This window comes from Desulforamulus reducens MI-1 (assembly GCF_000016165.1).
Lineage (GTDB): Bacteria > Bacillota > Desulfotomaculia > Desulfotomaculales > Desulfotomaculaceae > Desulfotomaculum > Desulfotomaculum reducens.
Genome location: NC_009253.1, coordinates 2,688,196 through 2,700,847 on the forward strand (window position 1 = coordinate 2,688,196; position 12,652 = coordinate 2,700,847).

12 protein-coding genes are annotated in these 12,652 nt (G+C 45.0%); 2 read left to right on the plus strand and 10 right to left on the minus strand.

The features are described 5' to 3' along the window. Positions 1-284 precede the first annotated feature (284 nt). The 9 genes from DRED_RS13140 to recO form a co-directional block, all read right to left on the minus strand. Positions 285-602, minus strand: coding sequence for a type II toxin-antitoxin system RelE/ParE family toxin (locus tag DRED_RS13140; RefSeq protein WP_011878775.1), 318 nt, complete (start codon positions 600-602; stop codon positions 285-287). Beyond that, positions 586-870: a type II toxin-antitoxin system prevent-host-death family antitoxin gene (locus DRED_RS13145; protein WP_337998938.1), complete on the minus strand. Its 285-nt coding sequence runs from the start codon at positions 868-870 to the stop codon at positions 586-588. Before DRED_RS13145 ends, DRED_RS13140 begins: the two co-directional genes overlap by 17 nt. A gap of 323 nt (positions 871-1,193) precedes the next feature. Continuing rightward, positions 1,194-3,851 carry a pyruvate, phosphate dikinase gene (ppdK, locus tag DRED_RS13150; protein WP_011878777.1) on the minus strand — a complete coding sequence of 886 codons (2,658 nt, stop codon included), beginning with the start codon at positions 3,849-3,851 and terminating at the stop codon, positions 1,194-1,196. A 126-nt stretch (positions 3,852-3,977) separates the two neighbouring features. Then, on the minus strand, positions 3,978-4,838 hold the full coding sequence (locus DRED_RS13155; RefSeq protein WP_011878778.1) for a pyruvate, water dikinase regulatory protein: 861 nt from the start codon (positions 4,836-4,838) through the stop codon (positions 3,978-3,980). Further along, a complete protein-coding gene (ccpN, locus tag DRED_RS13160) occupies positions 4,822-5,457 on the minus strand; it encodes a transcriptional regulator CcpN (RefSeq protein ID WP_011878779.1) in 636 nt (211 codons plus the stop codon). Before ccpN ends, DRED_RS13155 begins: the two co-directional genes overlap by 17 nt. A 118-nt stretch (positions 5,458-5,575) precedes the next feature. Further along, a complete protein-coding gene (gene glyS, locus DRED_RS13165; RefSeq protein WP_011878780.1) occupies positions 5,576-7,663 on the minus strand; it encodes a glycine--tRNA ligase subunit beta in 2,088 nt (695 codons plus the stop codon). Further along, positions 7,656-8,543 (minus strand): glycine--tRNA ligase subunit alpha, encoded by an 888-nt coding sequence (glyQ, locus tag DRED_RS13170; RefSeq protein WP_011878781.1) that lies wholly within the window; start codon positions 8,541-8,543, stop codon positions 7,656-7,658. The genes glyS and glyQ overlap by 8 nt, the downstream gene beginning before the upstream one ends. Positions 8,544-8,921: 378 nt before the next feature. Continuing rightward, on the minus strand, positions 8,922-9,371 hold the full coding sequence (locus DRED_RS13175) for a DUF4342 domain-containing protein (RefSeq protein ID WP_011878782.1): 450 nt from the start codon (positions 9,369-9,371) through the stop codon (positions 8,922-8,924). A 29-nt stretch (positions 9,372-9,400) separates the two neighbouring features. Further along, entirely contained in the window at positions 9,401-10,171 is a 771-nt protein-coding gene (gene recO / locus DRED_RS13180; protein ID WP_011878783.1) for a DNA repair protein RecO, read from the minus strand. Between the two features lie 134 nt (positions 10,172-10,305). Here recO and DRED_RS13185 point away from each other — a divergent pair, with 134 nt between their 5' ends. Together DRED_RS13185 and DRED_RS13190 are read left to right on the plus strand one after the other, a co-directional pair. After that, entirely contained in the window at positions 10,306-10,728 is a 423-nt protein-coding gene (locus DRED_RS13185; protein ID WP_011878784.1) for a ferritin-like domain-containing protein, read from the plus strand. Positions 10,729-10,842: 114 nt separating this feature from the next. After that, on the plus strand, positions 10,843-11,397 hold the full coding sequence (locus DRED_RS13190; protein ID WP_011878785.1) for a UbiX family flavin prenyltransferase: 555 nt from the start codon (positions 10,843-10,845) through the stop codon (positions 11,395-11,397). 72 nt (positions 11,398-11,469) lie between these two features. Here DRED_RS13190 and DRED_RS13195 read toward each other — a convergent pair whose 3' ends face one another. Beyond that, positions 11,470-12,633 carry an S-layer homology domain-containing protein gene (locus DRED_RS13195; RefSeq protein ID WP_011878786.1) on the minus strand — a complete coding sequence of 388 codons (1,164 nt, stop codon included), beginning with the start codon at positions 12,631-12,633 and terminating at the stop codon, positions 11,470-11,472. Positions 12,634-12,652 lie beyond the last annotated feature (19 nt).

Below are 12,652 nucleotides of genomic sequence, written 5' to 3' on the forward strand. Positions count from 1 at the left end.
CTTATACAAATATTTCAATATAGAATCAAATTACACTATCAATTAATCTGTTACCAGTAGTCAAACCCGTACTTGTGCCGTTCTTATTCTGATGTAACTTTGTGTGACTTTCGGGAGAGTGAAGTCATTGCGTATAAAACATAGAGTTTAATAATCACAAGGAGCATTTGCTGAGGCACGCCTTGCTGGAAATACAAGCAAGTTCACCTCTATATACAAAAACCGACAAAAACGCTGAATTTCCGCAGCGTCCTTCCTTTTTAATGTCAATTTGTTTATCCAACCTACAATAACCAGCCATAATCTTGGCGTGTATCGACAACCGCGTCCACATATACGGTGTTTTCCTTGATCTGATAGACCAATAGATACCTTTTCTCCAATAAGAGTTTTCGGTATTTTCTTGACGGAATCAACTGGTCAACCAGCCATGGATTTCTTTCCGGGAACTGTTCCAATGACTTTGCCCTTACCTGAAAGTCTTCAATTAACCGTATGGCTGCATGCTCACTAACCTGTGCCAGAAACTGTGCGTGTGATACCAGCATTTGCTTGGCCTCATCGGAAATAACTACGGTGTACCGTTTATTTTCTCTGTCCATCTAGCACCTCTCGGACTGCTACTTTCATTATAGCAGAGACCTCGTCAATGGAATAACCTGGTTTTCCATTCAGCCTGGCTTCTTCTGCAGCAACCAGACTTTCCCGTAGCCGAAGCATACTTTCCCTTCTTGCAAAAGTTTCTATATCCATGACCACAAGATCCCCTTCTCCGTTTTTCGTAAGATAAACCGGTTCTCCTGACCGCTTGCACAATTCGGAAATCTCATTATAGTTTTTGCGGATTGCTGCGGACGGTTTGATATTCATCATACAAATCACCTCTCTCGGTAGCAATAATATGGCCTTATTATATGCTTATTATACTACCACCGAATCGATTTGTCTATAATATGCTGCTATCCCCTATACACCGGGAGTTCTGTCAGCACTAAATCCTTTTATTTATCCCACTTCGCCTCAAATAGCCGTTAACAAAGTTGTTTTGTCCTATCCTTTTATAGAACATAAAAACCGCCGATAAAGATGCTTTTTCAGTACCTTTATCGGCGGGTAACATTACCTAGAACCAGACACTCCTAATTTTTGTACGTATCTCGGTCTTGAGAGCTTTGCCTATATCATTTTAAGCCTTACTTCGATTGGTCTTTGTTGATTACAGCCGCCTGGGCGGCTGCCAACCGTGCAATGGGTACCCGGTAGGGGGAGCAGCTTACATAGTTCAACCCAATCATGTGGCAAAACTCCACAGAGCTGGGTTCGCCGCCGTGCTCACCGCAGATACCAATGAGCAGATCTGGTTTCACCCGACGGGCATTTTCCACAGTCCACTGCATAAGCTTACCAACACCCTTACGATCTAATACAATGAAGGGGTTATCGTTAAGGATTTTCTTTTCAATATAGGGCTGCATAAATTTGCCCTCTGCGTCATCTCTGGAAAAGCCCAGGGTGGTTTGAGTCAAGTCATTCGTACCGAAGGAGAAGAATTCTGCCTGGCTAGCAATTTCATCGGCCAGTAAAGCTGCCCTGGGAATTTCAATCATGGTTCCCACACTATAATGGAAGTCCACACCGGTTTCCTTCTTAACTTCCTCAGCAACATCTTCCACCAATTTACGCAGGTATGCTAATTCTTTTAGTTCAATAACCAAAGGAATTTCAACTTCTGGATCTATCTTGCAATCTTCTTTCACCAGACGAGCAGTTGCTTGGAAGATGGCTCTGGCCTGCATGGCGTATACTTCCGGCCAGGTAATACCTAGACGGCAACCCCGATGGCCCAGCATGGGGTTAAATTCAGACAAGGAACGTACTTTACGTAACAAATCTTCCTTTTGCTGTATTTTAGCCGGTTCACCGTTGGTCAACTTCAACTGAGTAATTTCCACAGCCAGTTCTTCTGCATTGGGCAAGAATTCATGCAACGGGGGGTCTAATAGTCGAATACATACCGGCAGGCCTTCCATGGCCTTCAGGATACCGTAGAAGTCCCCTTCTTGCATCGGCAGTAATTTAGCCAGTGCTGCTGCACGCTCCTCAATATCATTGGCTAAAATCATTTCTTGCACAATGGGTAAACGGTCCAATGCCATAAACATATGCTCAGTTCTGGTTAAACCAATACCTTGGGCACCGAATTCCCGAGCCTTTGCAGCATCTTCCGGGGTATCGGCATTGGCGCGTACTTCCAAAGTACGGATGTTGTCAGCCCATTGCAACAATTTCAAGAATTCCGCCGATAGATCCGGCTCAATCATGGGCACTTCACCCAGGATAACATCACCGGTGGAACCATCAATGGATACAATGTCCCCATTTTTAACGGTAATATTGCCTACAAAAAACTGTTTATTTTCAGAGTCAATGCGAATGGCTTCGCAACCACACACACAGGGTTTACCCATACCACGGGCCACCACAGCAGCGTGGCTGGTCATGCCGCCCCTGGAAGTTAGAATACCCTGAGCAGCCACCATACCATGGATGTCGTCGGGAGTGGTTTCAGTACCCACTAAGATCACTTTTTGTCCCTGTTTGTTTAATTTTTCAGCCAGATCAGCATTAAAGACCACAGCACCAGATGCGGAACCAGGGGATGCCGGCAGACCTTTGGCTACAACTTCTAATTTAGCGTTGGGGTCAATGCGACGGTGTAACAGTTGGTCTAACTGATTGGGATCAACACGGTTGATGGCCATTTCTTTATCAATGATACCCTCTTCTACCATTTCCACCGCAATGCGAATGGCAGCCTGGGCAGTACGCTTGCCGTTACGGGTCTGCAGCATCCATAACTTGTTGCGTTCAATGGTAAATTCAATATCCTGCATATCTTTATAGTGGTTTTCCAATAAAGTACAAGTACGGGCAAACTGTTGGTAAACATCTGGCATTTCATCGGCCAGTTTTGCAATGGGCTGAGGCGTACGAATACCAGCCACTACATCTTCACCCTGGGCATTGGTTAAAAACTCACCATAGAGTAGTTTTTCGCCTGTGGAAGGATTGCGGGTAAAGGCTACACCGGTACCACAATCATCCCCCATGTTGCCAAATACCATTGCCTGTACGTTTACTGCTGTACCCAGGTCATCGGAGATTTTATGAATTTTACGATACACGATGGCACGGTCATTTTCCCAGGAATTAAAGACAGCAAAAATGGCTTTGTGTAGCTGTTCCTTAGGATCCTGAGGAAATTCACGACCGGTTTCTTTCTGAACAATAGCTTTATATTTTCCTATAACTTCCTGCCAGTCTTCGGAAGTCAACTGATTGTCAAACTGAACATTTCTTTTATGCTTTTGCTCTTCTAAGATGCCTTCAAACTTATGATGTTCGATGTCTAGCACCACATTACCAAACATTTGTATAAAGCGACGATAGCAATCATAAGCCCAGCGAGCATTGCCACTGCTGGTAGCCAAACCAATGACAGTTTGGTCATTAAGTCCTAGGTTTAAAACCGTATCCATCATACCAGGCATGGATATAACTGCACCAGAACGTACAGACACCAGAAGGGGACCATTGGGATCACCAAATTTTTTATTCAGGGTTTGCTCTAACCAGTCTACCTTTGTTTCTAGTTCCTGCTCAAGTCCCTCGGGGAATTTACGTCCGGCTATGTAAAACTCTTTACAAGCCTCGGTGGTAATGGTAAAACCAGGGGGCACCGGAAGACCAATGTTGGTCATCTCTGCCAGGTTGGCGCCTTTACCGCCTAACAGGCTTTTCATATCTGCTCTTCCCTCGGAAAAAGCATACACGTATTTTTGGGTTGCCAATTTTTCAATTCCCTCCTGTTTTTTATCATGTCAGTAAAATCATACCTTCAAGGTGGTGAGGTGAGAGAAAGAATTCCTCACCCCTTAGACCCCACCTCTTACTGTATCTCCCTTGGATCTTAAAAACTACCTGTACCGTTCGCCTCGGTAATATATCTCCAGTACCTTGCTGGCAGTTTCTTCCACCGCTTTATTGGTTACATCAATTACCGGGCAACCAACCCGTTTCATAATGGACTCGGCATAGTCCAATTCTTTTAAAATGCGTTCATGGCTGGCGTAGTCAGCATTGGATGTAAGCCCCAGGGTTTTTAAGCGTTCAGTGCGAATCACATTTAATTGTTGGGGCTTAATGGTTAAACCAATCACTTTATGAGATGACAGGCTAAAGATTTCCTGAGGAGGTGCTACTTCAGGCACCAGTGGAACATTGGCAGCCTTAATTCGTTTATGAGCCAAATACATACTCAAAGGGGTCTTAGAAGTTCGGGACACCCCTAGAATTACCAGATCTGCCCTTTGAATACCCCGGGGATCCTTACCATCGTCATACTTTACAGCGAATTCAATGGCTTCCACTTTGCGGAAATATTCCTCATCTAACTTACGTACCAGACCGGGTTCAAGTTTAGGGGGGGCAGCTGTAATTAGGGTTAAGGCATCCAAAAATGGTCCCATAATATCCACTGTGGGAATATTATGTTTGTCTGCTTCCCTCACGAGGACTTCCCGTAGCTCAGGTAACACTAATGTGAAGGCAATGATGCAGTTCTGACCTTGGGCTTCGTCAACAATATCTACAATATCCTGAGGGTCATTTACATAGGGAACCCGTCGTATTTCAACGTTACCGCCGTTAAATTGGCTAACCGCCGCTTTCGCAACCAGTTCCGCTGTTTCGCCAATGGAATCCGATACAATATAAACTACAGGATGATCGTCTTTAGGTGCTATAATGGTAAACCCCTCCTCAAGACCCTTCGCCAAATTCAACAAAGAGCCGGGTAACGTTTGTCTTAGAAAATCTGCCAATGACTTCGTAATCTTTTCCGCGGGAACCTTGTATAGTCCTGACCACTGGTAGAGAATCGATTTCATGGGTTAGAAGTTTATGGGCTGCCAACCAAACCGAATCATTCTCCTGCACCATATGAATATTGGGCATACGTGTCATAATGACACCCAAAGGCAGTTTATGAATATCCTGACCACCAAGGGTGGTCTTTAGTAGATCTTTGCGAGAAACAACACCTTCTAACAAACCACCTTCTCGTACAATATACAATGTACCCACATCTTCGATAAACATGGTAACTACTGCATCGTATACCGAACAGCTTTCTGATACCACAGTTGGCACAGATTTAACCTCACCTACTTGTAGCCGGGTAATTTTCTCCGCCAGTATCCTGTCTGCAGTTTTACCATTATAATAATAGCCTACCCTCGGTCGAGCCTCAAGGAACCCTGCCATTGTCAAGATGGATAAATCAGGTCTTAAAGTTGCCCTTGTCAGGTTGAGGCGCTCTGCAATTTGCTCACCGGTGATGGGACCATCATTTTTGACAATCTCAATTATGGTTTCCTGCCTTTTGGAAAGTTCCATCCCCTCACCCCTAACCTAAAATGTGACATACTATTGATAGTGAATTCCCTTACAATAATATACTATATTCGACTAAATAAATCCTACTTTTTGAGAAAAATTTTTGTCTTTTTTTATACTACTTTGTTTCAACCACTATTTTGCTAAAATCAGCCACATTCATACTTAGTCCAACCAGCTTTTTCAGAAGGGCCAACCGATTGGTCTTTACCGCCTCATCTTCTACCATAACCATAACGCTTTCAAAGAAAGTATCGAGGGGGCTTTGAATAGTGGCGATTTTTTGTAAAGCTAAGGCATAATTCTTTTGTTCCAGCAGGGGCCTTACTTCCCCTTCAAGTTTTGTCAACAGACCGTATAACTCTTGTTCTGCCGAATGCTCCAGGTGAACTTCCTGTACTTGTGTGGTGGTGGCATGTTTGGCCAAGTTATTGGCTCTGTTAAAGGCTGTCATCAATGCTGCAAAAGCAGGCAATTCACGGAAGGCAGCTAGAGCCATTCCTCTGTCTACAACGTCAGCTATGTCGTCAAAGCCTGCGGTCAGTACAGCATCTACGGTGTCATAGGACAAACCCCGATCGTTGAGAATGCCTTTAAGTCTCTGTTTAAAGAATTCTTCAATTTCCGTGATTACTTGGTTTAAATCCTGTTTTAACTCTACCCCTTCATGGTAACCCTGGTAGGCCCACTGAACCAGTTCCCTGAGGGACAGGTGAATGTTACCTTCAATTAGCATGTGGCATATTCCCAGGGCCTGCCGACGAAGTGCATAGGGATCCTGGGAACCAGTGGGTTGAATACCAATGGCAAAGCACCCAACGATAGAATCCATCTTATCAGCTACACTCAGCACACTGCCTGCCAGGGTCTCAGGTAACAGGTCCCCTGCAAAACGGGGTAAATAATGTTCAAAAATGGCTTCTGCAACTTCTGGGGCTTCACCGTTGCGCAGGGCATATTCACGACCCATTTCTCCTTGGAGTTCGGGAAATTCATAGACCATATTGGTAATTAGATCGGCTTTAGCCAGCAGGGCTCCCCGTTGAATATTCTCCCGTTGTTCCTCATTTGCTCCCAGTGTTTCTGCCAGGTGGTCTGCCATTGCGCCTATACGGTCCACTTTATCAGCGATGGAGCCCAGACCCTCTAGGAACACCACTTTCTGTAAACCGTTTACTTTGCTGGCTAGGGGTTGTTTTAAGTCTTCTTCAAAGAAGAAGGCCGCATCTGCTAAGCGGGCCCGTAGAACCTTTTCATTACCAGCAGTTACAATTTCTATATATGCCCTGGTTCCGTTTCTTACCGCTATAAATTTATTTAATAGTTTTCCTTCATTGCTAACCACAGGAAAATAACGTTGATGTTCCCGCATGGGAGTAACCAGTACAGCTCCGGGCAGCTTCAAATAATCCTCATCAAAGGTGCCACAAAGGGCCGTGGGCCACTCAAGGATGTTGGTGATTTCATCCAGCAGGTCCTCGTCCTTTTCCACCACGCCACCTTCAGCCGTAGCCAGTTCCTGCACCTGTTGCCAGATGAGTTCCTTTCGTTCAGCTGGGTCAATCAGTACATAGGCACCTCGAATTTTGGTGAAGTAATCTTCTGGATTGGCTATGGACAGGTCGCCTGTGGACAGGAAGCGATGACCATAGGTAAAACGGTTGGACTGCAAGTTAGCCAGTTCAAAGGGTACTACAGCTTCACCAAACAGGGCCAGTAACCAGCGAATGGGCCGGGCAAAACGGAGTTCCAGTTCACCCCAGCGCATGGGTTTGGGAAAGTGCAGCCCGGCGATAAGTCCCGGACATATTTCCGCCAGAACTTGCGCTGTGGGACGACCTTCTTCCCGCTTAAGGGCATAGAGGTATTCTACCTGTCCGATACTACGTACCACCAGATCTTCCATGGATACCCCCTGGGAACGGGTAAAGCCTAAAATAGCCTTGGTAGGATTACCAGCTGCATCAAAGGCCGCTTTTTTAGCAGGACCCTTTACTTCCTTTTCCAGGGCAGCCTGATTTTCTGCTAGATCTTTTATGTAAAGTACCAGGCGACGAGGGGTACCATAGGTTTGTATATCCGCATATTCAATTCTAAGTTCCTGCAGGGTTTTGACCGTTTGTTCCTTTAATTGTGTTAAAGCCGGACCCAAAAAACGGGCAGGCATTTCTTCGATACCAACTTCCAATAAAAAATCCTTAGCCATTGATATTGCCCCCTTTCTTTAACAGAGGAAATCCTAATTTTTCACGCTGCTCCACATAGGCATGGGCGCAGGCCCTGGCCATCTGCCTTACCCGGGCAATAAAGCCCTGCCGTTCAGAGACACTGATGGCCCCTCTGGCATCCAATAAGTTAAAGGTATGGGAGCATTTTAAAACATAGTCATAGGCTGGGAGAACTAAACCTTTTTCCAGTATATGGTTGGCTTCTGCCTCATACATATCAAAGAGGTCAAAGAGCATCTCAGTATTGGCCACTTCAAAGTTATAGCCCGATTGTTCTACTTCATTCTGGTGGTAAACATCTCCATAGGTGATATCTCCTACCCAGGTAATATCGTAAACACTATCCTTTTGTTGAATGAACATGGCTAATCTTTCTAGACCATAGGTGATCTCTGCAGATACCGGGTGACAGTCGATACCGCCACACTGCTGGAAGTAGGTAAACTGGGTTACCTCCATACCATCCAGCCACACTTCCCAACCCAATCCCCAGGCACCCAGGGTGGGGGATTCCCAGTTGTCTTCCACAAAGCGAATATCATGCTTATCCGGATCAATGCCGATAGCCCGTAGGGAGTCTAAATAAACGGGAATAACATCGTCGGGGGAAGGTTTTAAAATGACCTGGTATTGGAAGTAATGCTGCAGGCGGTTGGGGTTTTCTCCATAGCGACCGTCGGTGGGACGACGAGATGGTTCCACATAGGCCACCCGCCAAGGTTCTGGTCCCAGGGCCCGTAAAAAGGTAGCCGGGTTCATGGTGCCGGCGCCCTTTTCGATGTCGTAGGGCTGTTGAATAATACAATTTTGTTCGGCCCAGAATTTGTTCAAGGTCAGAATGAGTTCCTGAAAGTTCACTGTTTTTGCCTCCTTATTTAATAAAACTAAACACCTGGTGGATTTCCCACTTCTGTTTGGCTTGGGATTATCTATTCTCCAATTTTGGGGGTTAAATTAAAAAAACCCCCGCCCCTGACATAATGTCAGGGACGGGAGAGTTTCCCGCGGTTCCACCCTGTTTGGCTGATCCACAGCCCACCTTCATTTTTTGCAGGATTTACTTACCTGTGTGCGGCTTTCCCCCTGCTGCTCAGGAGCCCCCGTATACGGCCTGTGTTGCCGGCTTTCACCATCCCGACTCGCTAAGAACCAGTTTCTCGTATACTCTTTCCCTCATCGCAAAGTTTTTAATTATAACCAAAAATCTATCAAACTGCCAGGTTCTTGTCAATAGTTTTAATGCTGAGGATTATTTTTGTCAAAATTATTCTCTGGAACCTCAACCTCAGGTTCCCATCTATCACTATCCTCTTGAAACTCCAGCCGGTAATTATTGACTAATCCGGCGATGGTGCCCAGGGCACCTACCACTAAAATAGGCGTGCTGGCCATTGCTCCCAAGACCCCTAGGGCACCCACTGTGGCTGGGAATTCCACCACGGTATCATCATCCTTCTTTATTTTTACTTTCGTCCTTTGGCCCTTTTCCAGGAGTGTTTTAAATTGGCCCATAAATTCATTTCCCTTGCCATGGAGCTTCTCATTCCAATGCCGATTCTTTTCTTCCAATTTTATTAAAGCCTGCACAACATCGCCATCGGCTAGATTAAGGGCTTCCTTTGCTTCCTTGTAACTAACGCCCAGTCGGGCTCGCAGAAGGTCTATCTTCTCCAGTTCACTGGTCACTATATCAAACCTCCCCATAGTCCTTTGTATTATATATTTGTACCCCTACCCAAGTTACTTTTATACAAGCGATCCATAAATTCTGTGGTTTTTAATTTTTTTTCTAGGTAATACTCAATATAGGAACGTAATAGTGCACTAAGTTCTGTCTTTAGGGGTTCAGAAACTTTTAATTGTTGCAGTTTCGTTAATTCCCAACGATAAAGGGTTTTCAACACCTCTACTGTTCCTCGGCTAAATTTTAGGATTCTTTTTTCATGGGTTGCACAATCCTTACAAAGAATCCCTCCCTGTTGGACTGCAAAGGAAACCTTGGTTTCCCGAATCTCAGCACCACATACACTGCAGTTGGTTAGATCCGGCTGAAGTCCTGAAAACCCCAGTAGTTTCGCTTCAAAGCCCCGTAAAATCATTTCACTATTACCAACTGCAATCAGGTGCAGTGCACTGTAAAGTAAACTAAATAAGTTCTGGTTAGGCTCACCCTCCGCTACAAATCCATCCAGCAACTCGGTTATATAGGCTGCAGCCGTTAGTCGATCCAGGTCATACCTTATCTCTGCAAAACCCTCTTTTAATTCTGCCTGGCTGATGGCATCAATTTCCCTTCCCCGGTGCAACATAAATTCAGAAAAACAAAAGGGCTGCACAGCTCCCCTTTTGCGACTGTTGGGCTTTGCGGCACCATGGGCCACAATTCTTTGCTTTCCCCGTTGTATGGAATATACCGTAAGAATTTTATCGGCTTCTCTCATATCCCGGGACTTTAAAACAATTGCGTCTAACTTATATATTTTCATGAACTAGGCTGTCACCTTTCTTTACTACCACTAAATTAATTCTATTATATCTTATTTAGCACATTATCTTTCGGTGACCTTTAGGACAAAATAGTAGAAAGCCAGCTATAAATAGCAAAAGGAGGACTTTGGAAATGGAGTTTATTACAGAAAATCAGTATGGTATAACCAAAGGAACCGCCGTTGAAGAACATGTGGATAAAAATTTTAAGGGTGAAAACTCGGAGGTAGGTTGGTACCTGGCTGTGGCCAGAAATGCCCAAAGGGAAGGCTACCCTGAAATTGCTGAAGTATTAAAGACCATCGCCATGGAAGAAGCCTGGCACGCTGCTCGCTTTGCGGAACTCAACGGTGAAATTTCCACCAGTACCCGGGAGAATTTACAAAAGGCCATCGCCGGTGAGACCGTTTCTAATAAAATGAAAAAGGAAGCTGCGGGTATTGCCAAACAAAATGATGTGGATGAAGCCCATGATTTCTTTGATGAAGCTGCCAAGGACGAGGCCCGCCATGCGAGGGCTTTAAAGGGCATCTTGGATCGTTATTTTCCTGCTTAAACAACATTATACAAAACCATACACCGGGGTAGCACACCCCGGTTTTGTTTTTAGTTTACATTATCTATTATTTCAGACCAAATCCTTGTACAATGGTGGGGGAGGAGATGAAATTTGCGTATTGTTGTGGGAATTACCGGAGCCACCGGTGCTATTTACGGCATCAATTTGTTAGAGCAACTAAAAAAAATGGATATAGAAACCCACTTAATTCTTAGCCACTGGGCTCGTCGAACCATTGAGTTAGAAACGTCCTATTCGGTTCGCCAAGTCATTGATTTGGCCAATATTTACTATCCAGAGGATCATTTGGCTGCTGCGATTTCCAGTGGTTCCTTCCGCCACCAGGGGATGATTATCGCTCCCTGTAGTATGAAAACCTTGGCGGGTTTGGCCCATGGCTATGCAGAGAATTTGATTGTACGGGCAGCTGATGTTACTTTGAAAGAAGGCAGACCATTAATTTTAGTACCCCGTGAAACGCCCTTAAATGCTATTCACTTGGAAAATATGCTAAAACTGGCTAAGTGCGGAGCAGTGATTCTTCCGCCCATGCCAGCCTTTTATCATCGCCCGGCATCGATCCAAGACATTGTTGATCAAACTGTGGGACGTATACTGGACCGACTGGGGGTAGAAAATAACTTGGTAAAACGGTGGACGGAGTAGGTAAAAGAGAGTTGAATTAAGCCACGCAATTTGCGTGGCTTAATTCTTTGGGGAGATTCTTGTTAGGGGGATTTAGGAATTTATATTATCAGTATCTTCGGTGCTATTTTCAGCAGTGTTATCGGTTTCTTCTTCAACGGTGGTATCATCTTCAGTAGTGCTTTCCTCTACAGTTTGTTCAATTTTAATGGCCAGACCTTCCTCGTTGGTTTCAACCTTGACTGCAGTTCCTTTAACTAGGTCTGATAGTTCTGCCAATTCACCATTAATGTAAATTTCTACCTCATCTGCCAGTTTAATTTCCTCGGCATTTTCACCTGTACCAATTTTTAAAACCTGTTGACCATCTGCAGTTTCTACACCCTGGAATGTATCTGTATCTTCCGTTTGCTCTTCGGTTAACATACGGTCAATCAGAGCGGCAATCTGTGCTCTGGTTACGGCACTGTTTGGATTCAACATTCCACCGGGACCACCTGCCACAAGACCTTCTTTATATAAAGCCATAACATAACCCATATCTTCGGGAGAGACCAGGATTCCATCTTTGAAGGGCAGACCAGTTGTTTCCACAGGTTCTAAATCCATTGCTTTTGCAAGCCAAACCATGGATTGAACTCGGCTGGCCTGTACCCCGGAATGGAAGCGGTTAAGGTTAATAATTCCCTTTGCTTTGGCCTCAGCCACTGCTCCTCTGGCCCAGTTCGGAACATCTTCCAGCTCTTCTTCGGTGGCTTCAGTCTGCTCAGTGGTGATTTCATCAGTCTCATTGGTCGTTTCATTAATTTCTTCACCCTGCAGTTCAAGGGTTCTCACTACCATAGATACTACTTGCTCTTGGGTTACAGGCGCTTCCGGCTGGAAAGTACCATCAGGGAAACCCGAAGCAATGCCAAGCATTTGTAATCTTTGGATGGGACCCTTTGCCCAGTGATTTTGCGTATCCTTGAAGTCCTTAGCTGCATATTTTACCTTGCTTTGAACTTCACCAAATTTTTTGTCATTATTTGCCTTATTAGTTTTTGTTTCTTTAATCTCTACACCATTGACAGACTTGTTTTGAGTACCACTGTTGGATTGACTGCTGCTTTTTTGAACCTGGCTACTGGAGGGCTTGCTGCTCTTATCTGAAGATCCCTTACCATTACCCCCTGGGGCTGCATCTGCCATGGCCCCGCCCACCAGCAGACTGCTGGCCACCGCCAATGTAATTATGCCTTTACCTACTTTGCTCACTAGAAACACTCCTTGTTTT

What these genes read in the sequence shown, in the direction of transcription:
- DRED_RS13140 (WP_011878775.1), bottom strand. Translation starts at nt 602, where the DNA reads ATGGACAGAGAAAATAAACGGTACACCGTAGTTATTTCCGATGAGGCC.
- DRED_RS13145 (WP_337998938.1), bottom strand. Translation starts at nt 870, where the DNA reads ATGAATATCAAACCGTCCGCAGCAATCCGCAAAAACTATAATGAGATT.
- ccpN (WP_011878779.1), bottom strand. Translation starts at nt 5,457, where the DNA reads ATGGAACTTTCCAAAAGGCAGGAAACCATAATTGAGATTGTCAAAAAT.
- glyS (WP_011878780.1), bottom strand. Translation starts at nt 7,663, where the DNA reads ATGGCTAAGGATTTTTTATTGGAAGTTGGTATCGAAGAAATGCCTGCC.
- recO (WP_011878783.1), bottom strand. Translation starts at nt 10,171, where the DNA reads ATGAAAATATATAAGTTAGACGCAATTGTTTTAAAGTCCCGGGATATG.
- DRED_RS13185 (WP_011878784.1), top strand. Translation starts at nt 10,306, where the DNA reads ATGGAGTTTATTACAGAAAATCAGTATGGTATAACCAAAGGAACCGCC.